Origin of the sequence: Micromonospora ferruginea, assembly GCF_013694245.2 — a bacterium.
GTDB classification, from domain to species: domain Bacteria; phylum Actinomycetota; class Actinomycetes; order Mycobacteriales; family Micromonosporaceae; genus Micromonospora; species Micromonospora robiginosa.
In genome coordinates this window covers 2,045,688-2,069,375 of record NZ_CP059322.2, presented here as the reverse complement: position 1 = coordinate 2,069,375, position 23,688 = coordinate 2,045,688, and the positions used below count along the sequence as shown (strand labels likewise).

Annotated in this window: 20 protein-coding genes, 1 tRNA gene and 1 pseudogene; 7 read left to right on the top strand and 15 right to left on the bottom strand. The window is 73.9% G+C overall.

What is annotated here, in order from left to right:
* Window positions 1-7: 7 nt before the first annotated feature.
* From H1D33_RS09115 to fdh, 4 genes are all read right to left on the bottom strand, one after another.
* A tRNA-Sec gene (locus H1D33_RS09115) sits at window positions 8-103 on the bottom strand.
* A 45-nt stretch (window positions 104-148) separates the two neighbouring features.
* Window positions 149-1,300 (bottom strand): NrfD/PsrC family molybdoenzyme membrane anchor subunit, encoded by a 1,152-nt coding sequence (nrfD, locus tag H1D33_RS09110; RefSeq protein ID WP_181568482.1) that lies wholly within the window; start codon window positions 1,298-1,300, stop codon window positions 149-151.
* Window positions 1,297-2,343: a 4Fe-4S dicluster domain-containing protein gene (locus H1D33_RS09105; RefSeq protein ID WP_181568483.1), complete on the bottom strand. Its 1,047-nt coding sequence runs from the start codon at window positions 2,341-2,343 to the stop codon at window positions 1,297-1,299. Before H1D33_RS09105 ends, nrfD begins: the two co-directional genes overlap by 4 nt.
* Window positions 2,336-5,662: a formate dehydrogenase gene (fdh, locus tag H1D33_RS09100; protein WP_181568484.1), complete on the bottom strand. Its 3,327-nt coding sequence runs from the start codon at window positions 5,660-5,662 to the stop codon at window positions 2,336-2,338. The genes H1D33_RS09105 and fdh overlap by 8 nt, the downstream gene beginning before the upstream one ends.
* A gap of 331 nt (window positions 5,663-5,993) precedes the next feature.
* Here fdh and H1D33_RS09095 point away from each other — a divergent pair, with 331 nt between their 5' ends.
* From H1D33_RS09095 to H1D33_RS09085, 3 genes are all read left to right on the top strand, one after another.
* Window positions 5,994-6,320 (top strand): hypothetical protein, encoded by a 327-nt coding sequence (locus H1D33_RS09095; protein ID WP_181568485.1) that lies wholly within the window; start codon window positions 5,994-5,996, stop codon window positions 6,318-6,320.
* Window positions 6,317-6,967 (top strand): nucleotidyl transferase AbiEii/AbiGii toxin family protein, encoded by a 651-nt coding sequence (locus tag H1D33_RS09090; RefSeq protein ID WP_181568486.1) that lies wholly within the window; start codon window positions 6,317-6,319, stop codon window positions 6,965-6,967. Before H1D33_RS09095 ends, H1D33_RS09090 begins: the two co-directional genes overlap by 4 nt.
* Before the next feature lie 114 nt (window positions 6,968-7,081).
* Window positions 7,082-8,872 (top strand): bifunctional metallophosphatase/5'-nucleotidase, encoded by a 1,791-nt coding sequence (locus tag H1D33_RS09085; RefSeq protein WP_181568487.1) that lies wholly within the window; start codon window positions 7,082-7,084, stop codon window positions 8,870-8,872.
* A 45-nt stretch (window positions 8,873-8,917) separates the two neighbouring features.
* On the opposite strand, the gene H1D33_RS09080 is transcribed toward H1D33_RS09085, so the two are convergent.
* Window positions 8,918-9,103, bottom strand: coding sequence for a hypothetical protein (locus H1D33_RS09080; RefSeq protein WP_181568488.1), 186 nt, complete (start codon window positions 9,101-9,103; stop codon window positions 8,918-8,920).
* Between the two features lie 96 nt (window positions 9,104-9,199).
* Here H1D33_RS09080 and H1D33_RS09075 point away from each other — a divergent pair, with 96 nt between their 5' ends.
* Window positions 9,200-10,234 carry an NAD(P)-dependent alcohol dehydrogenase gene (locus H1D33_RS09075; protein ID WP_181568489.1) on the top strand — a complete coding sequence of 345 codons (1,035 nt, stop codon included), beginning with the start codon at window positions 9,200-9,202 and terminating at the stop codon, window positions 10,232-10,234.
* On the opposite strand, the gene H1D33_RS09070 is transcribed toward H1D33_RS09075, so the two are convergent.
* Window positions 10,221-11,357 carry a geranylgeranyl reductase family protein gene (locus tag H1D33_RS09070; RefSeq protein WP_181568490.1) on the bottom strand — a complete coding sequence of 379 codons (1,137 nt, stop codon included), beginning with the start codon at window positions 11,355-11,357 and terminating at the stop codon, window positions 10,221-10,223. The genes H1D33_RS09075 and H1D33_RS09070 overlap by 14 nt on opposite strands.
* A 135-nt stretch (window positions 11,358-11,492) precedes the next feature.
* Here H1D33_RS09070 and H1D33_RS09065 point away from each other — a divergent pair, with 135 nt between their 5' ends.
* Both H1D33_RS09065 and H1D33_RS09060 read left to right on the top strand, forming a co-directional pair.
* Window positions 11,493-11,729, top strand: coding sequence for a hypothetical protein (locus H1D33_RS09065; RefSeq protein ID WP_181568491.1), 237 nt, complete (start codon window positions 11,493-11,495; stop codon window positions 11,727-11,729).
* Window positions 11,730-11,800: 71 nt separating this feature from the next.
* Window positions 11,801-13,285 (top strand): MFS transporter, encoded by a 1,485-nt coding sequence (locus tag H1D33_RS09060; protein ID WP_414685493.1) that lies wholly within the window; start codon window positions 11,801-11,803, stop codon window positions 13,283-13,285.
* Window positions 13,286-13,338: 53 nt separating this feature from the next.
* On the opposite strand, the gene H1D33_RS09055 is transcribed toward H1D33_RS09060, so the two are convergent.
* The 4 genes and pseudogenes from H1D33_RS09055 to rho form a co-directional block, all read right to left on the bottom strand.
* A complete protein-coding gene (locus H1D33_RS09055; RefSeq protein WP_181568493.1) occupies window positions 13,339-13,887 on the bottom strand; it encodes a hypothetical protein in 549 nt (182 codons plus the stop codon).
* 524 nt (window positions 13,888-14,411) lie between these two features.
* Window positions 14,412-15,137: a hypothetical protein gene (locus H1D33_RS09050; RefSeq protein WP_181568494.1), complete on the bottom strand. Its 726-nt coding sequence runs from the start codon at window positions 15,135-15,137 to the stop codon at window positions 14,412-14,414.
* A 188-nt stretch (window positions 15,138-15,325) separates the two neighbouring features.
* Entirely contained in the window at window positions 15,326-16,423 is a 1,098-nt protein-coding gene (locus H1D33_RS09045; RefSeq protein WP_181568495.1) for a DUF3626 domain-containing protein, read from the bottom strand.
* Window positions 16,424-16,462: 39 nt separating this feature from the next.
* Window positions 16,463-17,566: pseudogene (gene rho / locus H1D33_RS09040) on the bottom strand (transcription termination factor Rho); the annotation flags it as partial.
* 288 nt (window positions 17,567-17,854) lie between these two features.
* Here rho and H1D33_RS09035 point away from each other — a divergent pair.
* A complete protein-coding gene (locus H1D33_RS09035; RefSeq protein ID WP_181568497.1) occupies window positions 17,855-18,715 on the top strand; it encodes an MEDS domain-containing protein in 861 nt (286 codons plus the stop codon).
* Window positions 18,716-18,837: 122 nt separating this feature from the next.
* Here the strand turns inward: H1D33_RS09035 and H1D33_RS09030 are convergent, their stop codons facing one another.
* The 5 genes from H1D33_RS09030 to H1D33_RS09010 all read right to left on the bottom strand — a co-directional run bounded on the left by H1D33_RS09030 (window position 18,838) and on the right by H1D33_RS09010 (window position 23,649).
* Window positions 18,838-19,467 carry an MBL fold metallo-hydrolase gene (locus H1D33_RS09030; RefSeq protein ID WP_181568498.1) on the bottom strand — a complete coding sequence of 210 codons (630 nt, stop codon included), beginning with the start codon at window positions 19,465-19,467 and terminating at the stop codon, window positions 18,838-18,840.
* The gene (locus H1D33_RS09025) at window positions 19,464-20,552 is read right to left on the bottom strand and encodes an S-(hydroxymethyl)mycothiol dehydrogenase (RefSeq protein WP_181568499.1); all 1,089 of its coding nucleotides are present in this window, start codon (window positions 20,550-20,552) and stop codon (window positions 19,464-19,466) included. Before H1D33_RS09025 ends, H1D33_RS09030 begins: the two co-directional genes overlap by 4 nt.
* Window positions 20,553-20,627: 75 nt before the next feature.
* Window positions 20,628-21,908 (bottom strand): MFS transporter, encoded by a 1,281-nt coding sequence (locus H1D33_RS09020; RefSeq protein ID WP_181568500.1) that lies wholly within the window; start codon window positions 21,906-21,908, stop codon window positions 20,628-20,630.
* On the bottom strand, window positions 21,905-22,561 hold the full coding sequence (locus H1D33_RS09015) for a GntR family transcriptional regulator (protein WP_181568501.1): 657 nt from the start codon (window positions 22,559-22,561) through the stop codon (window positions 21,905-21,907). Before H1D33_RS09015 ends, H1D33_RS09020 begins: the two co-directional genes overlap by 4 nt.
* 146 nt (window positions 22,562-22,707) lie before the next feature.
* The gene (locus H1D33_RS09010) at window positions 22,708-23,649 is read right to left on the bottom strand and encodes an alpha/beta fold hydrolase (protein ID WP_307755378.1); all 942 of its coding nucleotides are present in this window, start codon (window positions 23,647-23,649) and stop codon (window positions 22,708-22,710) included.
* Window positions 23,650-23,688: the final 39 nt, after the last annotated feature.

Below are 23,688 nucleotides of genomic sequence, written 5' to 3'. Positions count from 1 at the left end.
GACGGTTTGGCGGAGACGGACGGGAATCGAACCCGCCTGGCCCGGGTCCCGGACCACACCGGTTTTGAAGACCGGGAGGGGCACCAGCCGCCTGAACGCCTCCACCCGGCAGTCAACCACAGCGGCCCGGCGACCGCCCGGCGAGGTGTCAGGCCCGCCGGTCCGCGCGTTCGCGCTGCGGAACCACCGTGTACTTCGGGTCGCGCGCCGACGCGACGCCGCCGTGGAAGATGCCGAAGCGGGTGCAGACCGAGGCGGCGAGCAAGGCGCCGCCGGACGCCACGGAGAGCAGCCGGCTGCGGCGGCCCAGCCACGCGCCCGCCACCCCGGCGGCGGTGAGCGCCCGGCCGGCGCGCAGCAGCTTCCCGGGGGTGCCGTCGGCGTAGGGCTCGCTGAGCAGGCCGAGCCGGTTCTCCACCCGGTGCGCGCCCCACAGCTCCAGCGCCGCGCCGGCGACCGCGAGCCGCCGCGCCGGCCCGGCCTGCCCGGGCGGCGCGGCCACCAGCCCGACGCCGGCGCCGCTGGCCAGCGCGCTGCCCGCGAAGATGACCGGCAGTTCCGGGTACGCCTCGTGCCACGACGGCACCGCCGTGTCGGCCAGCAGCACCCCGGTGTACGTGGCCAGCGCCGGCGCGGTGACGGCGGCGGCCAGCCCGGCGACGTGCCCGGCCGGGGGCAGCAGCCGCCGGCCCAGCCCGAGCACGCCCCGCTCGGGCAGCCGGGGCGCGATCTCGGCGACCGCGGCCAGCCCGGCGGCCGGCCCGAACGCGCTGAGGATCCAGGTGCCGACGGACATCGGCGAGGTCACCTTCGCCACCCGCAGCATGTGGTGGAAGCGGCTCGGCCGGCCCAGGTCGTTGATCAGGAAGTAGGCGCTGGCGCTGACCGCCGCCAGCGAGGTGACCCGACCGGCGCGGCGCAGCGCGGGCCGCCCGGTGAGCTGCCCGCCGGCGGCCAGCAGCGAGGAGCCGGCGGCGAGCCCGCCGGTGAACAGGTAGGCGGCGATGTCCCACTTCCACACCGGCGGCTTGAGCACCGGCCGGCCGTAGTAGGAGGTGAACTCCGCCGGGGGGACGTTCAGTTGCTCACCGCCGCCCTTGCCGCCGCGTCGGCGGCGGCCGGTGGTGGGCGCGGTGTCGCGGGGCGGGTGCGGGGCCAGCCCGGCCTCGCGGGCGGCGGTGTCGGCGCGGCCGGGGCCGACACCGGTGGCCCGGCTGCCGCTCTCGGCCGGTACGCCGTCGGCGGCGAGCCGGTCCCGGAAGCGACGGAACAGGGCACCCACCGGACGGTCCGGGCTCACGACGATCCTCCGACGAACGCGGCGACGGTGGCCGCCGCCATGGCCAGCGCGGCCAGGCCGGCCCGCTTCCACATCTTCGGCAGGTCCCGGGTGGTGACCACCGGGTCCGGCGGCAGCCCGTACACCTCCGGCTGGTCCAGCAGCAGGAAGAACGCGCCGTCGCCGCCGACGCCGTCGGTCGGGTCGTGGCCGTAGAGCCGGGCCTCCGGCACGCCGCGCTCGTGCAGCGTGGCCACCCGCTGGGCGGCCCGGTCCCGCAGCTCGTCGAGCGGGCCGTACTGGATCGACTCGGTCGGGCAGGCCTGCGCGCAGGCCGGCGTCATGCCGGCGCCCAACCGGTCGTAGCAGAGCGTGCACTTCCACGCCCGGCCGTCGTCCTTGCGCTGGTCGATCACGCCGTACGGGCAGGCGGAGATGCAGTAGCCGCAGCCGTTGCAGATGTCCTCCTGCACCACGACGGTGCCGAACTCGGTGCGGAACAGCGAACCGGTCGGGCAGACGTCCAGGCAGGCGGCGTGCGTGCAGTGCTTGCAGACGTCGGACATCATCAGCCAGCGGAAGTCGGTGCGGCTCTCCACGCCGGTCCCCCGGCCGGGCGGCTGCGCGCCGGGCATGCCGAGGAACTCCGGCCCGGCCGCCATCCGGGCCGCCGCCTCGCCCCGCCCCGGCGGCAGACCCGGGTCGGTGCCGGTGTCGGGAGCGGTGGCCGCGCCGACCGCCGCCGACGTCGGGCTGCTGGTCACCGCGCCGGTCGGGTCGCCGGCGAACGGCGGCGTGCGGTGCCCCGCCGGGCGGGGCTGCTCGATGAACGCGACGTGCCGCCACGAGTTCGCGGTCAGCGCGCCGGTGTTGTCGTAGGACATGCCGAGCAGGTCGAACCCGGAGTCCGGGACGCCGTTCCACTCCTTGCAGGCCACCTCGCACGCCTTGCAGCCGATGCAGACGCTGGTGTCGGTGAAGAAGCCCATCCGGGGCGGCGCGGACTCCCAGCCGGCGTCGGGGGCCGGGTCGAGCGGTCCGTACAGGCTGTTGGCGTCAGGCATGGTCTTCTCCGTCGCGCGCCGCGGCCTCGGGCGTCTGCTCGTCGGTGCTACCGGCCGCGTTCTCCCCGCCCAGCACGTCGGTGGTCACGATCGGCACCTTCCGGTCCGCGGGCATCCCGGCGCGGCGCTGGTAGTCGCCGACCAGGTCGAGCAGGGCCGGCCCGGTGGGCCGGCGGCCGGGGCGGACGTCGCAGGTGCCGACCTTGCTCTCCTGGATCAGCACGTTCGGGTCCAGGGTGATGCCGAACAGGTCGTTCGCCGAGTCGCCGGTGACCAGCCCCTCGGTGCCGAAGTGGTAGGGCAGCCAGACCTGGTGGATGATCCGCCCGTCCACCCGCAGCGGGGTGAGCCGGTCGGTGACCAGCACCCGGGCCTCGATCACCGCGCGCCCGCTGACCAGGTGTGCCCAGCCGAGGTGCGCCAGCCCGGCCTCGGCGGCCAGCTCCGGGGACACCTCGACGAACATCTCCGGTTGCAACTCCGCCAGGCGAGGCACGGTACGGCTCATCCCGCCGGCCGTGTGGTGCTCGGTGAGCCGGCTGACCGTGAACACGTACGGGAAGACCTCGCTGTGCGGCTCCGGCGGGCTCGGGTTGATCCGGTTGACCGGATGCTCGTAGATCTTGCGGGTCGGGTTGGCCTGCTGGCCGTAGAGCGGGTTGCGCATCGGCGACTCGGCCGGCTCGTAGTGCGTCGGCAGCGGGCCGTCGAGCACGCCGCTGGGCGCGTACAGCCAGGCCTTGCCGTCGCCCTGCATGACGAACGGGTCGTCGCCGGCCAGCGCCGCCGGCCCGGAGGCGTCCTCCGGCGGCCGGTACGACGGCGGCTTCGTCTTCTCGAAGTCCGGCACGTCGTAGCCGGTCCACTCGCCGGCGTCCGGGTCCCACCAGACGTACTTCTTGCGCTCGCTCCACGGCCGGCCCTCCGGGTCGGCGGAGGCGCGGTTGTAGAGCGTGCGCCGGTTCGCCGGCCACGCCCAGCCCCACTCGGCGGCCACCCAGTCCTGCTCGTGGCGGGACTTGCGGCGCGCCGCCTGGTTCACCCCGTCGGCGTAGACACCGGTGTAGATCCAGCAGCCGATCGCGGTGGAGCCGTCGTCCTTCGCCTCGGCGAACGCGTTCAGCGGGCGGCCGGTCGCCACGTCGAAGCCGTTGATCTCCCTCAGCACCGCCTCGGCGCTCGGCTCGGCGTGCGGCCCGTGCGTCGGATAGTCCCAGGCCAGGTCCAGCAACGCCCGGTCCCGGGGCGCGGTGGAGGCGGCCAGCTTCTCCCGCAGCACCCGGCCCAGGTGGTAGAAGAACCACAGCTCGGAGCGGGCATCGCCGGGCGGGTTCACCGCCTTCTCCCGCCACTGCAGCATCCGCTGCGTCTGGGTGAACGTGCCCTCCTTCTCCACGTGCGAGGCGGCCGGCAGGAAGAACACCTCGGTGCGGCACTCCTCCGGCACGATCTCCCCGGTGGCGATCTCCGGGCTGTTCTTCCAGAACGTGGCGCTCTCGATCAGGAACAGGTCGCGGACCACCAGCCAGTCCAGGTTGGCCATGCCGAGGCGCTGGGCCCGGCCGTGCGCCGAGCCGACCGCGGGGTTCTGCCCGAGCAGGAAGTAGCCCTTCACCTTGCCGTCGATCATGTTCAGGACCTGCTGGTAGGTCCCGTGGTCGCCGGTCATCCGGGGCAGCCAGCCGTAGCCGAAGTCGTTCTCCGGCGTGGCCGCGTCACCCCAGTACGCCTTGAGCAGGCTCGCCGCGAACGCCCGCGAGTTGCCCCAGAAGCCCTTCTGGCCGGGGTGGCGGATGCTGTCGACCCACTTGTCGAACGTCGGGTGGTCGGCGTGGTGCGGCATCGGCAGGTAGCCGGGCAGCAGGTTGAACAGCGTCGGGATGTCGGTGGAGCCCTGGATGCTGGCGTGCCCGCGCAGCGCCAGGATGCCGCCGCCCGGCCGGCCCATGTTGCCCAGCAGCGTCTGGATGATCGAGCCGGTGCGGATGTACTGCACGCCGACGCTGTGCTGCGTCCAGCCGACCGAGTAGACCAGCGCGCCGGTGCGCTCCCGGCCGGAGTTCTCCGTCCAGGCGCGGGCCAGCTCCAGGAACTTCTCCTCCGGAATGCCGCAGACCCGGGCCACCATCTCCGGGGTGTAGCGGGAGAAGTGCCGCTTGAGGATCTGGTAGACGCAGCGTGGGTGCTGCAACGTCTCGTCCCGCTGGGTCTGCGCCGGCACCGGCTCACCGTGCGACTCGTGCTCCAGCCCGGACGCCGAGTCGCGTTCCTTGCCGGTGCCCCGGATCGTGGTGTTGCCCTCCTGGCCCTCGTACTGCCAGCTCGCGTGGTCGTAGGAGCCGGTCTCCGGGTTGTAGCCGGAGAAGAGGCCGTCCAGGTCCTCGGTGTCGGCGAACTTCTCGCTGACGATGGTGGCCGCGTTGGTGTAGGCCAGCACGTACTCCCGGAAGTCCAGCTCGTTGTCCAGGATGTAGCGCACCACGCCGCCGAGCAGCGCGATGTCCGTGCCCGCCCGGATCGGCAGGTAGGTGTCGGCGAGCGCGCTGGTGCGGGTGAACCGCGGGTCGACGTGGAAGACCTTCGCGCCGCGCTTCTTCGCCTCCATCACCCACTGGAAGCCCACCGGGTGGGCCTCGGCCATGTTGGAGCCCTGGATGACGATGACGTCAGCGTTGGCGAGGTCCTGCTGGAAGTCCGTCGCGCCGCCGCGACCGAAGCTGGTCCCCAGACCGGGGACGGTGGCGGAGTGTCAAATACGGGCCTGGTTCTCGATCTGGAGTGCCCCCATCGCCGTGAACAGCTTCTTGATGAGGTAGTTCTCCTCGTTGTCCAGCGTCGCGCCACCGAGGCTGGAGATGCCGAGCGTCCGGTTGAGCGGTCGCCCCTTCTCGTCGACGTCCTCCCAGGTCTCCGCGCGGGCGGCGAGGATCCGGTCGGCGATCATGTCGAGCGCGACGTCGAGGTCCAGGTCCTCCCACTCGGTCGCGTACGGCCGGCGGTAGCGGACCTTCGTCTGGCGCAGCGGGCTGGTCACCAGGCTCTTGCTGGCCGAGCCCTTCGGGCAGAGCCGGCCGCGGGAGATCGGGCTGTCCGGGTCGCCCTCGATCTGGGTGACCTGTCCGTCGGAGTGGAAGACCCGTTGCCCGCAGCCGACCGCGCAGTAGGGGCAGACCGAGCGGGCCACACCGTCGGCGGTCTCGGTGCGGGGGGTCAGCCCGGCGGAGCGCGCCGACTGCGCGGCCGCGCCGCGCCCCAGCGGATCGGTGCCGGTGAGCTGCCGGTAGACCGGCCACCCCTGGATGAACGTCTTCAGACCCATCCGGGCACCCCCTCCACGCCGAGCACGGGCTGACCCTCAGCACACTAGGCCAGCGTTCGGGCGCCCGCGAGCCGAGCGGAAAACAGCGCCGCCCCGACCGGAGGGCCGGGGCGGCGCTGGGCGTCGGTGTGCAGGTCGCCTCTCGGCGAGTGGCGCGACGCGGCTCCAGCCGAACGGTATTCCGCGAAGGCAATTTAGGTGAGGCCCGGGGACACTGGTCACACCGACGCTCTGCACAACGGTACCGGGAGGCGGGTTCTTCCGCCGGGCGTCGTGACCCCGGTCACCCACCGTGCAGACCTGGACGCCGGGCAGGGGTTACCCTGATGCCATGTCGGCCACCGCCAGCGCGTACCTCGCCCGGCCCGGGCGCCCCGCGGTGGTCGCGCGCACCCTGGCCGAGCTGACCGGCCCGACCGCCGGCATCGTCGAGCTGCCGGTGCGCCTGATGTGGAGCAGCGAACGCGCGTTCGACCTGGCCGACCCGGACGAACTGCTCTGGATGTACGAGAACGTGCTGCGCGAGACCAGCCGGGTGGACGACCTGCGGGAGCTGATCCACGCGGGCACGCTGCGCCGGGTGTGGCCGCTGCTCAACCTGCCCCGGGGCGTGCGCCTGGCCTGGGAGGGCCGGCACCGGAGCCTGCGCGCCGCGTGACGCACCCGCACGACTTCTACCGGGAGGTGGCCCGGGTGGCGCTGGCCGCCGCCGGCCCGCACCGCTTCGTGCTCGGCGGCGGGGTGGCCTGGGCGGCGCACGGCCTGGTCACCCGCCCCACCGAGGACGTCGACCTGTTCGCCGACGTGGAGGGCGCCGCCGCGGCGGCGGCCACCGACGTGCGGGACGCGCTGCGCCGGGCCGGCTACCGGGTGGACGAGTCCGACCCGGGCGGGCTCGGCGAGGTGTTCGACGGCTACGACCGCGACCTGCGGGACTTCGTGGTGAGCCGGGACGGCCGCGAGATCCGCCTCAGCCTGGCCCGCCTGGACCGGCACCGCAGTCCGGTGGTGATGGACTTCGGCCCGGTGATGGACGTGCGGGACCTGATCGCCAACAAGACCGCCGCGCTGGTCAACCGGCGGGAGGTACGCGACTACATCGACGTCTCCGCCGCGCTCGACAGGTACGCGGTGCCCGAGCTGCTGGAGCTGGCCCGCCAGGTGGACCCGGCGTTGGACGACGAGGACGTGCGCGCGGCCGGGCGCTACCTCGATGGGCTGCCCGACCGCCGGTTCACCCGCTACGGCCTGGACACGGCGCGGATCGCCGAGGTGCGCCGCCGGATGGCCGTCTGGCCCCGCTGACCGGGCGGGAACGCGCGGGGAAACATCTCGGGGTGATGTGGCGCCTGCGACACCTGGTGGTTATGGTGCGCAACGGCGCCCACGAGGCGCGTACCCCCTCCGAAAGGCACCGCATTGACCTCCTCCTCCGGCGCCTCGCGGCGCCAGGTGCTGGCCGTCGCCGCCGCCGCGGCGACCGCTCCCCTGCTCGCCGGCGCGCCCGCCGAGGCGAAGCCGAAGCAGCCGAAGACCTGGGACCTCACCGTCCTCGGCACCTCGGACACCCACGGCAACGTCTACAACTGGGACTACTACAAGGACGCCGAGTTCGACGACAGCAAGCACAACGACGTCGGCGTCGCGAAGCTGGCCACCCTGGTCAACCAGATCCGGGCCGAGCGCACGGGCAAGGCGACGCTGGTCCTCGACGCCGGCGACACCATCCAGGGCACGCCGCTGGCCACCTACTACGCCAAGCAGGAGCCGATCACCAGCACCGGTGAGACGCACCCGATGGCCAACGCGATGAACGTGCTGCGCTACGACGCCGTCACGCTGGGCAACCACGAGTTCAACTACGGCCTGCCGCTGCTGGCCACCTGGATCAAGCAGCTCGGCTTCCCGGCGCTCGCCGCGAACGCGATCAATGAGAAGACCGGCAAGCCGGCCTTCCTGCCGTACGTGATCAAGGAGGTCCGGCTCGGCGGGCACGGCGCGCCGAAGCTGCGCGTCGGCATCCTCGGCCTGACCAACCCCGGCGTGGCCATCTGGGACAAGGCCAACGTCGAGGGCCGCCTGGTCTTCGCCGACATGGTCGCCACCGCCGCGAAGTGGGTGCCGGTGATGCGCCGGCGCGGCGCCGACGTGGTCATCATCTCCGCGCACGGCGGCGACAGCGGCACCTCCAGCTACGGCCCGGAGCTGCCGAACGAGAACCCGACCGCGCTGATCGCCGAGCAGGTGCCCGGCATCGACGCGATCCTCTTCGGCCACGCCCACAACGAGGTGCCGGAGAAGTTCGTCACCAACCTGAAGACCGGCAAGGCGGTGCTCACCTCCGAGCCGTCGAAGTGGGGCCAGCGACTGACCCGGATGGACTTCACGCTGGCCCGGGAGAAGGGCTGCTGGAAGGTCGTCGACTCGTCGGCCACCACGCTGAACACCAACACCGTGGTCGAGGACCCGGCGGTCCTCGCGGCGGTCCGCGGCCAGCACGCCAAGACCGTCGACTACGTCAACAAGGTCGTCGCGCAGTCGAGCGTGGAGCTGTCCGCCGCCGAGTCGCGCTACAAGGACACCCCGATCCTGGACTTCATCAACCACGTCCAGACCGAGGTGGTCACCGCGGCGCTGGCCGGCGGCGCGTACGCGGGCCTGCCGGTGCTGTCGATCGCCGCGCCGTTCAGCCGCACCGCCGTCTTCCCGCAGGGTGACGTGCGGATCCGCGACGTGGCCGGCCTCTACGTGTACGACAACACCCTGGAGGCGGTCGTGCTGACCGGCGCCGAGGTGAAGGCGTACCTGGAGTACTCGGCGAAGTACTTCGTCACGGTGCCGGTGGGCGCGCCGGTGAACCCGGAGACGATCAGCGACCCGGCCGTGCCGGACTACAACTACGACGTGTTCTCCGGCGTCGACTACGAAATCGACATCTCCAAGCCGGTCGGCCAGCGGATCACCCGCCTGGTGCTGGCCGGCACCGACACCCCGCTCCCCGCGGACGCGCAGTTCGTGGTGGCGGTGAACAACTACCGGCGCAGCGGCGGCGGCAACTTCCCCGGCATCGTGAAGACCCAGGTCTACAACGCGCAGCAGGAGATCCGCCAGTTGCTGATCGACTGGGCGCAGGCCAAGGGCGTCATCGACCCGGCCGACTTCTTCGTGCCGAACTGGAAGCTGGTCCGCGAGGGCGTGCCGGTCTTCTGATCACCCCGACGAGGGCTCCGGCGTCGCGCCGGGGCCCTCGTCGTGTCAGCCGCCGGCTCTCAGGTGCCGTTCCGACTCGCCACCCAGCGGGTCCGGCCGGTCCGGGCGGGTGTCGGTCTCGGTGGACTCCGCCCGCTCCTCGGGGCTCACCCGGGTCGGCAGCTCGCCGAAGCGGACATGCCGCAGGAACGCGTACTCCTCGTCGGTGAACGACTCGACCGGTTCGCTCATGCTCGCATTGTGCACCCGCCACACCCCCGCCGGTATCAACCGGGACGGCACGGGTATGCCGCCGCGACGACCGGTGGCGACGAGGTGGAGGGTGACATGCGCGCGGTACGGATGACCGCTCCCGGGACGCTGGAGCTGACCGATGTGCCGACGCCGCAGCCCGGCCCCGGCGAGGTGCTGCTGCGCGTCGGCGCGGTCGGCGCCTGCCACTCGGACCTGCACATCCTCGACGCGGCGGCGGGGATGTTCCCCACCCCGATGACGCTCGGCCACGAGATCGCCGGCACCGTGGAGAGCGCCGGCGCGGGCGTGGACGGCTGGTCGCCCGGGGACCGGGCGGCGGTCTACGGGATCATCGGCTGCGGCCGGTGCCGGGCCTGCCTGCGCGGCGAGGAGAACCGCTGCCGGGTGAACCCGCTGGGCGGCATCGGGCTCAGCCGGGACGGCGGGCTGGCCGAGTACGTGGCGGTGCCGGCGTCCCGGCTGCTGCACGTCGGCGACATGGACCTCACCCAGGCCGCCCCGCTGACCGACGCCGGGCTGACCCCGTACCACGCGGTGGAGCTGGCCCGGGACCGGCTGCGGCCCGGCACCACCTGCGTGGTGATCGGCATCGGCGGGTTGGGGCACATGGCGTTGCAGATCCTGGTGGCCACCACGGCGGTGCGGATCGTCGCGGTGGACACCAGCGTCGCGGCGCTGGACCTGGCCGGCCGCCTGGGCGCGCACCACGTGGTGCCGGCCGGGCCGGACGCCGCGGCCACGATCCGCGAGCTGGTCGGCCCGCCGCCGGGCGGCGCGGACGTGGTGCTCGACTTCGTCGGCGCGCAACCCACCCTGGACACCGCCCGGCAGGTCGTCGCCACCGGCGGTCACCTGCTGCTGGTCGGCCTGGCCGGCGGCACGCTGCCGGTCCGACCGGTCGCCGACGAACCACCCCCGGTGCCGCTGGAGACGAGCGTGGTGGTGCCGTTCTGGGGCACCCGGGCCGAACTCCAAGAGGTGATCGCGCTGGGCCGCGACGGCCGGCTGCACGCCGACGTGCAGACGTTCCCGCTGGCCGAGGCGCCCGAGGCGTACGAGGCGTTGCGCCGGGGCGACATCCACGGGCGGGCGGTCATCGTCCCCTGACCGTGGGCAACCGGTCGAGCAGGGCGAGCCCGGCCCGCACCGGCCGCCGGTCCAGCACCTCGGCGAAGTCCACCCGGCCCTGGCAGAACCGGACGAACATCCGCCAGCCCGGCGGGCTGGCCAGCAACGCGTGGAACACGTCGGGCCGCCGCTCGAACACGTCCAGCAGCCGGTGCCCGGCGCGCATCTCCGGCGCCAGCCGCCGCCCGACCTCCCGGGGGTACGCGTCCAGGTCACCGTCGGCGACCGCCTCGCCGGCCAGGCGGCCGGAGCGCAGCGCGTAGCTGATGCCCTCCCGGCTCCACGGCTCCAACAGCCCGGCCGCGTCGCCGGCGACCAGCACCCGGCCGTGGCGCAGCGGCGCGTCGTCGGCGCGGCAGCGGGTCAGGTGGCCCGAGTCGTGCTCCGGGTCGATCCCGGCCAGCCCCAGCCGGGTCACGAAGTCCCGCAGGTAGGCCCGGGTCCGCTCGCCGTCGCCCCGGGCGGAGATGACGCCGACGGTGAGCCGGTCGCCCTTCGGGAAGACCCAGGCGTACGAGCCGGGTATCGGCCCCCAGTCGAGCAGCACCCGCCCGCGCCACCGCTCCCGCTCGGCGGCGGGCACCGGCAACTCCAGTTCCAGCCCCAGGTCGACCTGGCGGAAGCGCACCCCGACGTGGCGGGCGGTCACGCCGGAGGAGCCGTCCGCGCCGACCACGGTCCGGGCGCGCACCACCTCGCCGTCGGCCAGCCGCAGGCGTACCCCGTCGGGGTCCTGCTCGACGGCGCGCACCGCGACGCCCTCGCGGACCTCGGCGCCGGCGGCGACCGCGGCGGCGCGCAGCCGGTCGTCGAACTCCTCACGGCGGATCATGGTGACCAGCGGCGCGCCGTAGCGGCGGGTGAACGCGCGCCGCCCGTCCCGGGTGAAGGTGACCCGGTCGACGTGGTGGTGCGCGGGCACCTCCACCCGGCCGTCGACCTCGGCCAGGGAGGTGCCGATCAGGCCGCCGCCGCACGTCTTGTACCGGGGATGGGTGGCCCGCTCGACCACCAGCGTCCGCACGCCGGCCCGGGCCGCCGCGTGCGCGGCGGAGAGTCCGGCGGGCCCGCCACCGACCACGACGAGGTCCCAGATGATCACGGGTGCAGCCTAGGGCACCGGCGGAGCGGACCGCCCGGTACGACCCTCGAACGGGTGGGCATCATCGCCTGCCGGCGGGGTAACCGCCGGTCGCCGGCTGTCCGCGGGGCGGGCGGCCCACGCCGAGGAGGAACGATGCCTCAGGTCCAGTTGTCCGAGGTCGAGGAACGGGTCTACCAGGCGGTGACCGCGCTGGAGGTGCGCGGGCACGTGCCCTACCCGGATCTGATCGCCGAGGAGACCCAGATGACCGAGGAGGAGGTGCACGAGCCGCTGCACTCGCTCACCGAGCGGGGGCTGCTGCACCGGGAGGACTCGCCGATGTCGGGCCTGGACTTCGGGCCCCGCTGGTGCGCGCGCCAGACGACCTGACCGCGTCGTTTGCCCCACCGGGGTCCGGGTAGCGATCGGGGATGCGTGATCGACGGTCTGTGGGGGGCACGATGAGCGAGGACCGGTCGGCGTCGCCGGTGGCGGACACCGGGATCGACGACCGGCGTCGCTGGCGGGCGCTCGGCGTCGGCCTGGTCGCGGCGTTCATGACGCTGCTGGACGTCAGCATCGTCAACGTCGCCGTCCCGTCGATCGACCGGGCGCTGCACGCCGGTCCGAGCGACCTGCAGTGGGTGCTGTCCGGGTACGCGCTGACGTTCGGCCTGGTGCTGGTGCCGGCCGGGCGGTTCGGTGACGCGCGCGGGCGGCGTACCGCGTTCGTGGTCGGGGTGGGACTGTTCACGCTGACCAGCGCGCTGGCCGGGCTGGCCACCTCGGCGACCTGGCTGATCGTCGCCCGGCTCGTCCAGGGCGCCGCGGCCGGCGTGGTCAACCCGCAGGTCAGCGGCATGATCCAGCAACTGTTCCGGGGCGCCGACCGGGGTCGGGCGTTCGGGCTGCTCGGTGCCACCATCGGCATCTCCACCGCGGTCGGGCCGCTGCTCGGCGGCCTGCTCATCCAGCTCGGCGGCGCCGAGCACGGCTGGCGGTGGGTGTTCTTCGTGAACATCCCGGTCGGCATCGTGGCGATGGTCCTCGGCTGGCGGCTGATGCCGGCCCGGCCCGGTGGCCAACCGGACCGGCACCGACTCGACCCGGTGGGCGTGCTGCTGCTCGGCGCCGGCGTCACCGTGATCCTGCTGCCGCTGGTGCAACGCGAGCAGTGGCAGGGCCCGGCCAAGTGGCTGCTGATCCCGCTCGGCCTGGTGCTGCTGGCCGGCTTCGCGCTCTGGGAGCGTCGGTTCGCCCGGCACGCCACACCCCTGTTCGACCTGCGGTTGTTCGGGCTGCGCTCGTACACCCTCGGCTCGCTGATCGGGCTGGCCTACTTCGCCGGCTTCACCGCGATCTTCTTCATCTTCACGCTCTACCTCCAGATCGGGCTGGGCTACAGCGCGCTGGTGGCCGGCCTGGCGATCACCCCGTTCGCGCTCGGCTCGGCGCTCGCCTCCGCGCTCGGCGGCCGGGTGGTCACCCGGTACGGCCGGCCGCTGGTCGCGATCGGACTGCTCGCCGTGGTGGTCGGCCTGGTCGCGACCGACCTGGTGCTGACCGGCGGGCCGCACGACAACGTGCCGTGGCGGACCGCGTTGCCGCTGCTCGTCGCCGGGCTGGGCAGCGGTCTGGTGATCGCGCCCAACCAGACGCTCACGCTCTCCGAGGTGCCGGTGCCGATGGCCGGCAGCGGGGCGGGCATGCTCCAGACCGGTCAGCGGATCGGCTCGGCCGCCGGCATCGCGGCGGTGGGCGCGTTGTTCTTCTCGACGCTCGCCGACCACCGGGGCGACTGGTCGGTGGCGTTCCGGCACTCGCTGCTGCTGGCCGCCGGCATCATCGTGCTGGCGCTGGCCGCCGCCGTGGTCGACATCCTCGCCGGCCGGCGTAAGGAGGGGCCCCCCGTTAACGCCTCCGGTAGAGGAAGGGGCCCCGCTTAACACGCCGAAGCCCGGCACCCCATGCTTCGGGGGCCGGGCTTCGGCGTGTGTGCTTACTTGGTCCAGTGCTGGGCGACGAGGTCGGTAGCCTGCTTCTCCCACTGCGCGTACGCGTCCGGGTAGGCGGACACCTGCACGGTCTGCGCGGCCTCGGTCAGGGGCATGTCCTGCCAGCCGTCGACCTGCTTGAGGCCCTTCAGGAACGCGAGGGTGGAGTGCTCGGGGTCGGTGATCTCCTCCGGGGTGCCCCAACCACTGGAGGGGCGCTGCTGGAACAGACCCAGCGAGTCATGGTCGTTGCGGTCGCCGAGGTGGCCCAGGTTCTCCAGCTTCGACTCCTGCAGGCTGGTGGCGATCGAGATGACCGCGGCCCGCTCGGGCAGGCCGGCCTTCTTCGTCGCGGCGATGATCGCCTTCACGTTGGCCGTCTGCTCACCGTTGAGCGCGATGGTGGACTGCTCACCCTGCACGGTGGCCGTCACCGGCTTGCTCGCGGCGTGCGCGGGGGTGTCGGCGTGGGCGGCGATCGGGCCGGCGAACACGCCACCGGTGAAGGCCAGACCAGCGATACCCAGGATGCTCTTACGCAGGATCGTGTTCATCAGGGGGCTCCATTCGGGGGTCGACACACCCCAGGGGCGGGGGTGCGGGCACCGTCAGGCGCTCGAAGATCAGGGGTTCCGGCGTGGGCGCGGAGCGCGGGGCTCGTCGCGGGGCCGGGAGTGTGTGTAACGACCGGCCGGCCACCGTCATTCCCCGAGGGGGCGGGGGTGCGGGGCTTGCCTTCCTCGGTCGTTCACCGGGTTACAACGCCCCGCACCCCGCCCCGATTCCGCCGCCAGAGTGCCACCCACCACCGCCGAACCGGACACCCCGCTCACGAGGCCAATCCGGTCGGATGCCACCACGGCGCCTCGCGCCCGCTCTCGCAGAGGTCCAGGGCCCGCACCGACGGCGGGACGCTCTCGCCTCCCCGCCGATCTTGCAGTTTCTGCCCGTGCATACCGGGCTAATGGGACATTACAAGGGCCACAACTGCAAGATCGGCGGGGGCGGGGCGGGGCGGGGCGGGCGGGGAGAGCGGAACGGCCGGCCCCGTGGGGCCGGCCGTTCTTTGGGGTACGCGTTACCAGAGCTGCTGGACGATGTCCGCGGCCTGCTCCTCCCACTGCGCGTACGCGTACGGGTAGGCGGACACCTGGACCGTCTGCGCCGCGCTGGTCAGCGGCAGGTCCCGCCAGCCGCCGACGTTCTTCAGGGCGCCGAAGAACGCCTTGCTGGCGTACTCCGGGTCGGTGATCTGCTCGGACGAGCCCCAACCGGACGACGGGCGCTGCTGGAACAGGCCCTCCGAGTCGTGGTCGTTGTACGTGCCGAGGTGGCCCAGGTTGTAGAGCTTCGACTCCTGGAGGGAGGTGGCGACGCCGATCACCGCGCCCCGCTCCCCCACACCGGTCTCCTTGGCCGCCTCGACGATGGCCTTGGCGTTGTCGACCTGCGCGTCGTCGAGCGGGATACGCGACTGCGCGCCCTCGACGCCGTGCGGCATGAGCTTGTCCCGCGCCGGCCGGTCGGCCTTGGCCGGCACCTTGTCGCCGCCGGTGGTCAGGCCGGACTTGGCCGCCTCGGTGGCGGTCTTCTTGCCGGTGGCGAGGTCGATGGCGGCCACGGCGCCGGCGTGCGGTCCGCTGGTCACCGGGGCGGCGACGGCGGTGGGGGCGAAGGCCAGTCCGCCCAGGGCGGCCACGCCGGCGACGGTCAGCGCGGCGCGGCGGTTCTGGGCGACGGTGGTGGTCTTCGCGTAGGCGGTCTTCGCGACGGCGGGGAGCCACCGGGTGACGTGCTGCTTCACGATGGTTGCCCTTTCGATCGTTACGACGCGCTCCGGGGTGAGCGCCCCTCGGGGGTCGGCCGGCGACCCGGGTTTGGGTGCCGGCGGTACGGGGGACACAACCAGCTCGGCCTGTCGGTCATTCCGGATATGTCAGGCGCGGCGCGAGCTGCGGTCCGGGTCACGCCGGGTACCGGGTGACGGGTCGCTCAGCGGGAGGAACGGGACGGTTCGCCGAACCACACCAGGACGTGCCAGAGCTGCTTGAGGTGCTGCCGGGTGACCTCCGCCGGGCCGCGGTCGGCCCAGCGCTGCGGCTCGCGTACCAGGGAGGCGGCGGCGCGGCCGATCAGCTCGGCGTGCAGCGGCTCCCCCGCTCGCGCGAACTCGGCGTGCACACGGGCGGCCAGCGGTGGGATGTCCGGGCCGCGGAAGTCGGCGTCGACGGCGTCCACGGGCAGCTCGAAGCCGGCGTGCCAGTCCAGCGCGAAGCCGTGCCGGTCGGCCGTCGCCGCGAGGCGTCGTCCCACCTCGGTGTCGCGGAACGACGGGTCGGCCACCACCGCCTCGACGTCGCGGTCGAGGCGCACCTCGCCGTGCACCTGCGCCTCGATGTAGTCGTCCAGCGCCCGGCCGGCCCGCGCGGACGCCCGTTCCCGGCGGGACAGCAGCGTCCGCAGCAGGGCGTCGGTGTCCATTCCCGAGACGCCCAGGCTGGTGCCGGTGCCGACGGTGGCGTCCAGCAGCGCGGCGAGGACCGGTTCGAAGGCGGCGACGGTGCCGACGTCGCTCGGGCCGACGCTGCTGTCGCCGAACGTGAACGTGGCCCGGGTCAGCACCTGCGGGCGCAACCGCAGGTGGCACGCGCCGAAGCGGGGGCACGCGCCGTCGGGATGGTCGAGCAGGTTGAGGCCGCCGTACGTCGGGCGCTCCGCGGGACGAACGCCCGCACGGTGGTACGCGCCGCCGAAGAGCGACCGCTCCCAGACGTCCCGGTCGCCGCCGGGGAAGGCGGTCAGCCCGCCGTTGCCGATGCCGGTGCAGAACTGGCTGCGGTAGACGCCCTCGGCGTCGAGCGCCTCGATCACCGTGCGGCCGTCGCGCAGCAGCCGGTCGGGGTGGAAGTTGAGAGTCAACCGGCCGTGGCCGGTCACCGCCGCGATCAGGTCCGCGTACCCGATGTCGGTGCCGGACCCGGCGAGGTGGGCGGCGATGACGGCGAGCGCCGCCGGTCGGCCCCGCAGGGCGACGTCGCGCACGTGCCGCAGCGCGGCGGACTGGGCGGCGGTCAGGGTCGGTCCGGGCACCGGACGAGTATCGCCGGGCCGCGGGCGAGGGGCGAGCGGTTACCGGTGGCCGGCCGCGCCGAGGCGGGCCAGCAGGTGCGCGTTGCCGCCGGTCGCGGTGAGGTGGCGCAGCAACTGGTCCAGCGCGGCCTGCCGGTCGAGGGTGGACAGCGCGGAACGCAACGCCCGCAGGCGTTGCCGCTCGGTGTCCGACAGCAGCGCCTCCTCCCGGCGGGTGCCGGAGGCCCGCAGGTCCACCGCCGGGAAGGTACGCCGGTCGGCGAGCGCGCGGTCCAGTCTCAGCTCCGCGTTGCCGGTGCTCTTGAACTCCTCGAAGATGAGGGTGTCGGCGGCGGACCCGGTCTCCACCAGGGCCGAGGCCAGGATGGTCAGGGAACCGGCCTCCTCGGTGGCGCGGGCCGCCGCGAGCAACTGCTTCGGCGGGGTCAACGCGGCCACGTCCACGCCGCCGGAGAGGGTACGCCTGGCGGGGCGGACGGTGAGGTTGTAGGCGCGGCCGAGCCGGGTCAGCGAGTCGAGCAGCACGACCACGTCATGCCCCAGCTCGACCAGGCGCTTGGCCCGCTCGATCGCCAGCTCGGCGATCGTGGTGTGGTCCTGCGGCGGACGGTCGAACGTGGCCGCGACGACCTCGCCCTTCACCGACCGCGACATGTCGGTGACCTCCTCCGGCCGCTCGTCCACCAGCAGCACCATCAGGTGGCACTCCGGGTTGTTGCGGGTGACCGCGTTCGCGATCGCCTGCAGCACCATGGTCTTGCCGGCCTTCGGCGGCGACACGACCAGCGCACGCTGGCCCTTGCCGATCGGCATCACCAGGTCGATGACCCGGGTGGCCAGCACGTGCGGCTCGGTCTCCAGCCGCAGCCGCTGCCGGGGATACACCGGGGTGAGCTGGTAGAAGTCGGGGCGGTGCCGGGCCTGCTCCGGGGTGCGGCCGTTGACGGTGTCGAGCCAGGCCAACGACACCGGTCGACCCGGCCGGGAGTCCCCGGCGACCTCGCCGGTGACCAGGTCGCCGCGGCGCAGGCCGTACCGGCGGACCTGCCCGGCGGTGAGGTGTACGTCCGCGGTGGACGGCAGGTATCCGTCCACCCGGAGTGGGAAGTGCCCGCCGGCGGTGTCGAGGACACCGCTGACCGGGCGGGATGCGTGGGTCATGGGTTGCCTTTCTCAGGCGTCGTCGGTGGACACCACCGACGGCGGAAGGGAATGCGGCCGGGACCGCCCGACGGGCGGTCGCTGCGGCGGGGACGACGGTCGAGGACCGATCGTGTGGGAGAGAACGGAATCCGGGCGGCGCCTGGCGCCGGCATCCGGTTCCACAGGCAGGCTAACCCCTCCCCGACGGCGCCGGCAAGCGATCACGGCACGGCGTCGGTCCGGTCCTTCGCTACAGTGAGCACCTGACGCACCGGGAAGGCCCGTACCGTGACTGCTACGACCGTGGTCGACCAGGTCGATCTGGGCGACCACGTCTGTTGGATCCACGACGACGACAACGCCGCGCTCGACGCCGTCGGCCGCTTCGCCGCCGCCGGTCTGCGCCGCGGCCACAAGGTGGTCTGCTTCACCGAGACGTCCACGCCGCAGGCGGTCCGCCTCCGGGTCGACGCCGTCGGGGTTCCCACCGAGGCGGCGGTGGCGGCGGGCCAGCTACGGATCCTGCCGGCCGTGGACGCCTTCCTGGCCGACGGCCGGCCCACCCCGGCCACGCTGGCCGACGCAATCCACCACGAGATCGACCAGGCCAGGCGCGAGGGCTACCCGGGGATACGCCTCAGCGGCGACATGACGTGGATGTTGGGCACCGGCGTCACCCTGGACGAGCTGCGACGCTACGAGCTGGCGCTCAACCCGCTCTTCCCGGACGGCCGGGTCGCCGGCCTGTGCGTGTACGACCGCCGGCGCTTCCCCGCCGACCAGCTCCGGATCCTCGGCGCGACCCACCCCGGCACCGCCGGCCCGGAGGCGACCCGCTCGTGGTCGCCGCTGCTGCGGGCGTACCGGACCACCGATCCGCCGGGCCTGCGGCTGGTGGGCCAGGTGGACCGGAGCAACCGGGACGCGCTCGTGGCGATGCTGGGTGACCTGACGGACGGGCGGCAGCCGGGCCGCGTACCCCCGGCGCTGGACCTGACCGACCTCAGCTTCGCCGACGCGGGCGCCGCCACCGAGCTGGCGCACGCCATCCGCGGCGGTCGCGCCCACGTGCGGCTAGTGGGTTGCCGGCCGGCGTTGCGCCGGTTGCTGCACGTGCTGGGCGGCGTGACCGCGGGCGCCCCGGCGTGAGCGAACGCACCGAGCGGAGCGAGGGCCGTGAGGCCATGCTGGACACGCTGTCCGAGGTCCGGCGGTTCGTCGCCGGGCCGCGGTCGCCGCCGGGCTGGACCCGACCGGAGCGCTCACCCGCCTCAGTGGCCCCGGGCGATCCACTCGTCGAGGTGCGGGGCCTCCGCGCCGATGCTGGTGTCGTCGCCGTGCCCGGTGTGCGCCACCGTCTCCGTCGGCAGGGTGAGCAGCCGGGTGCGGATCGACTCCACGATGGTGCCGAAGTCGCTGTAGGAACGACCGGTCGCGCCGGGACCTCCGGCGAAGAGGGTGTCGCCGGTGAAGACCGCGTCCAACTCCGGCGCGTACAGGCTGCACGCTCCCGGGCTGTGCCCGGGCGTGTGCAGGACCCGCAGCGTGGTGCCGCCGACGGTGACGGTCTGCCCGTCGGTGAGGTCGCCGTCCGGCGGGGTGTCCGGGTGGACCTGGTCCCACAGCACCCGGTCGGCCGGGTGCAGCAGCACCGGGGCGCCGGTGGCCCGGGCCAGTTCGGGGGCGACCCGGACGTGGTCGTCGTGGGCGTGGGTGGCCAGGATGGCGAGCACGCGGCGGTCGCCGACGACCGCCCGGATGGCGGCCACGTCGTGCGGCGCGTCGACCACCACGCACTCGGTGTCGTCGCCGATCACCCAGACGTTGTTGTCGACGTCGAACGTCTGCCCGTCCAGCGAGAAGGTGCCGGACGTGACGGCGCGGTCCACCCGGGCGGTCACGGGAAGACCACCACCGAGCGCAGCACGTCGCCGTGGTGCATCCGGGTGAACGCCTCCTCGACCTGGTCCAGGGCGATCTCCTCGGTGACGAAGGCGTCCAGGTCGAGGCGGCCCTGCCGGTAGAGCTCGGTGAGCATCGGGAAGTCCCGGCTGGGCAGGCAGTCGCCGTACCAGCTCGACTTGAGCGCGCCACCGCGACCGAACACGTCGAGCAGCGGCAGGTCGACGGTCATCTCCGGGGTGGGCACGCCGACCAGCACGACCGTGCCGGCGAGGTCGCGCGCGTAGAACGCCTGCTTCCAGGTCTCCGGGCGGCCCACCGCGTCGATCACCACGTCGGCGCCGAAACCACCGGTGGCGGCGCGGATCGCCTCGACCGGGTCGGCCTCGGAGGCGTTCACCGTGTGGGTGGCGCCGAACTTCCGCGCCCAGTCGAGCTTGCGGGAGTCGGTGTCCACCGCGACGATCGTGGTCGCGCCGGCGAGGGCCGCGCCGGCCACCGCCGCGTCGCCGACCCCGCCGCAGCCGATCACCGCGACGGAGTCGCCGCGGGTCACGTTGCCGGTGTTCATGGCCGCGCCGAGACCGGCCATCACGCCGCAGCCGAGCAGGCCGACGGCGGCGGGCCGGGCCGACGGGTCGACCTTGGTGCACTGTCCGGCGTGCACGAGCGTCTTCTCGGCGAACGCGCCGATGCCGAGCGCCGGCGTCAGCTCAGTACCGTCGGTGAGCGTCATCTTCCGCACCGCGTTGTGGGTGGCGAAGCAGTACCAGGGCCGGCCGCGCCGGCAGGCCCGGCACTGCCCGCAGACGGCCCGCCAGTTGAGCACCACGAAGTCGCCCGGCGCCACGTCGGTGACGCCGTCACCCACCTGCTCGACGATCCCGGCGGCCTCGTGGCCGAGCAGGAACGGGTAGTCGTCGTTGATGCCGCCCTCGCGGTAGTGCAGGTCGGTGTGGCACACGCCGCAGGACTGGATGCGGACCACCGCCTCGCCCGGCCCCGGGTCGGGCACCACGATCGTGGTGACCTCCACCGGCGCGCCCTTGCGCCGCGACACGACTCCCCGGACTTCCTGGCTCAAGGCTCTCTCCTTCGCTCGGTCCCCCGCCGAACCTACCGCCGATCATCGCCGTCGGCCCAGCGTCGCGTACTCCCGTCAGGCCGGCACCGGCACCGCGGCGGCCCGGTCGTCGGCCCACCGGCGGCGCGCGGCGTTGCGGTAGCGCAGCACCTGCACCGCGCCGAGCGCCCAGAGCAGGTACTGCACGGCGAACGCCCAGCGGAACGCGGACAGCGGCGGGGCGTCCCGCCCGGCCGGGGTGGCCAGGTCCAGCACCACGCCGACAGCGAGGACGAGCACGATCGAGGCGACGAAGCCGCCGACGTTGACGATGCCGGTGGCGCTGCCGATGCGGTGCACCGGGTTGAACGTGCGGGCGTAGTCGAAGCCGATCACCGAGCCGGGGCCGTTGACCGCGAGCACCACCACCAGCGCCACCAGCAGCCAGTGCGGGGCACGGCCGGGCCAGGCCAGCACCACCGCCCAGACCGCCGCGGTGGCGGCGGTGATGGCGAAGACCACCACCGAGCGGTGGAACGGGTGCCGGGCGCACAGGTGCGCGACCACCGGGCCGCAGACCAGCGTCACCACGGTCATCAGGGTGAGCAGCCCGGCCGCGGCGGTGGGCGCGAAGCCCTGCCCCTGCACCAGGAAGGGGTAGCCCCAGAGCAACGCGAACACCGCGCCGGAGAACTGGGTGACGAAGTGCGTCCACAAACCCAGCCGGGTGCCGGGCTGCCCCCAGGCGTCGGCGAGCTGCCGGCGTACCGTCGCCAGGGTCGGGGTGGGCGCGCCGGCCTGCGCGGCGCGCGGGGTGTCCCGGACCGCGGCGAGGACCAAAAGCAGCACGGTGGCGCCGAGCGCCGCCGCGGTCAGGAACGCCGGGGTCCAGCCCGCGCGGTGCAGCAGCGCCACCAGGGGTACGGCGCCGAGCACCGCGCCGAGCTGCCCGACGGTGCCGGTGAGCTGCACCAGCAGCGGGTTGCGCCGGCCGGGGAACCAGTACGCCACGATCCGCAGCACGCTGATGAACGTCATCGCGTCGCCGAGGCCGACCAGCACCCGGGCGGCGACCGCGAGGCGGACGTCGACGGCGACCGCGAAGACGAGCTGCCCGGCCACCATGAGCGCGCCGCCGGCCAGCAGCAGCCGGCGCGAGCCGTAGCGGTCGAGGAGCACCCCGACCGGGATCTGCATGGCGGCGTAGACGGCGAGCTGGGCCACCGAGAAGGTGGCCAGGGCGGTGGCGTCGATGCCGAAGCGGTCCGCCGCGTCCACCCCGGTCACGCCGAGGGAGCTGCGGTGGAACACCGCGGCCACGTACGCGGTGACGGCCACCGCGTAGACCAGGGCGGCGGGCCGGCGGCCGGCGCTCACCGCAACGTCCCGAGCATGGTGGCGGCGGTGTCGATGTGCCCGGCCACCGCGTCGCGCCACACCTGCGGGTCGTCGCCGTCGAGCGCGGCGAGCTGGCCGGCGTGCTCGGCGAGGGCGACCTCCGCCCAGCCGGGTGAGAGCCGGAAGCTGGCCTCGCCCATGCGGAGCTGCCGGTCGCGCAGCCGGTGGTACAGCTCGGCGAGGATCTCGTTGCCGGCCGCCTCCACCACGGCGGCGTGGAACGCCCGGTCGGCGGCCATCAGCGCGGTGAGGTCGCCTTCGGCGTGCGCCCGGCGCATCTCGTCGAGCCGGGCGGCCAGCTCGGCGCGGAGCGCGGCCCGCCGGGGCCAGACCCGCTCGGCGGCGTGCAGCTCCACCAGGCGGCGGGCCTCGACGACGTCGGCGATCTCCCGGGCGGACACCGGCCGGATCAGCGCGCCCCGCTTCGGGTAGAGCCGCACCAGCCCCTCGGCCTCCAGCCGGAGCAGCGCCTCCCGGACCGGGGTACGCGACACGCCCGTCGCCGCCGCGATCTCCCCCTCGCTGACGAGCTGGCCACCGGGATAGACCTGTTCCAGGACGGCCTGCTTGAGGTGCCGGTAGGCGCGCTCGGCGGCCGAGGGCACAACGCCGGCCAAACTGGGATGCGTCATGTATCTATCCTGCGCCCGTACCGGAAGGCACCTGCCCGCCCCACCCCCGATCGTGGCGCACCCCACGCCCGCCTCCCCCACCCACCGGCCCGCCCGAGCGCGTGTTCACGTCACCCCAAAGATCACCTCCGACACCAACCCCTTGATCAATCACCGATCGAGAGGAGGGGTTGATCATGAAGTTGGCGGCGTTTCGGGTCCGAATTGTCGCCGCTAACCTCATGATCGACGCGTTGGGGGTGGGGGTGGGTCGGCCAGAGGGCGCGGAGCAGGGTCTCCACCTCGGGGGTGCGCTCGATCTGCGGCATGTGGCCGGTGTCGCGGAACAGGTGGGCGCGGGCGTGCGGCAGCCGGGTCCGCGCGTACGCCAGGTGCGTGGCGGGCAGGATCAGGTCGCGGTCGCCCCAGACCAGCAGCGTGGGCAGCTCCAGCGCGGCCACCGCGTCGAGCAGCTCGGCGCGCCACCGGGGGCGCACCCCGCGCCAGGTGCCCAGGTCGCGCACCAGTTCCCGCATCACCCGGGCGGCGTGCGGCTGCCGCGCCACCGCCAGCGCGGTGGCGATCCGCTCGTCGGTGACGTGGGCGGGGTCGACGAAGATGGCCCGCTCGGTGCGGCGGGCGATCGCCGGGTGCGGGCGCAGCAGCAGCCGGGCCAGCGGGGGCACCGCGAGCAGCCGCAGCGCCACGGTCACCTCCCGGCCGAAGCCGGCGCTGTTGAGCAGCGCCAGGTCGGCCACCCGGTGCGGCGCGTCGGCGGCGAGGCGCATGGCCACCGCCCCGCCGAGGGAGTTGCCGACCAGGTGGGCCGGGCCGGTCACCCCGGCGGCGTCGAGGAACCCGGCGACCGCGCCGGCCAGCGCGGGCAGCGTGTGCGGCCCGTCCAGCGGCGCGGAGCCGCCGTGGCCGGGCAGGTCCACCGCGAGCACCCGGTGGTCCCGGTCCAGCGCCGCGTGCAGCGCGGTGAAGTCGTCGAGGGTACGGCCGATGCCGTGCAGCAGCACCACGGGTGGCCCGTCGCCGCTGATCCGGCAGCGCATCCGCCGCCCGGCCACGGTGCACTCGTCGGCCGGCGGCAGCGCGACGGTCACGCCGGGCGGCCGGGGTCCGGGGCGACCGCCTCGCCACCC

Bases quoted from the DNA above. Each gene is read 5' to 3' on its own strand.
- H1D33_RS09105 (WP_181568483.1), bottom strand. From the start codon at position 2,343: ATGCCTGACGCCAACAGCCTGTACGGACCGCTCGACCCGGCCCCCGAC.
- H1D33_RS09095 (WP_181568485.1), top strand. From the start codon at position 5,994: ATGTCGGCCACCGCCAGCGCGTACCTCGCCCGGCCCGGGCGCCCCGCG.
- H1D33_RS09080 (WP_181568488.1), bottom strand. From the start codon at position 9,103: ATGAGCGAACCGGTCGAGTCGTTCACCGACGAGGAGTACGCGTTCCTG.
- H1D33_RS09075 (WP_181568489.1), top strand. From the start codon at position 9,200: ATGCGCGCGGTACGGATGACCGCTCCCGGGACGCTGGAGCTGACCGAT.
- H1D33_RS09065 (WP_181568491.1), top strand. From the start codon at position 11,493: ATGCCTCAGGTCCAGTTGTCCGAGGTCGAGGAACGGGTCTACCAGGCG.
- H1D33_RS09060 (WP_414685493.1), top strand. From the start codon at position 11,801: ATGAGCGAGGACCGGTCGGCGTCGCCGGTGGCGGACACCGGGATCGAC.
- H1D33_RS09055 (WP_181568493.1), bottom strand. From the start codon at position 13,887: ATGAACACGATCCTGCGTAAGAGCATCCTGGGTATCGCTGGTCTGGCC.
- H1D33_RS09015 (WP_181568501.1), bottom strand. From the start codon at position 22,561: ATGACGCATCCCAGTTTGGCCGGCGTTGTGCCCTCGGCCGCCGAGCGC.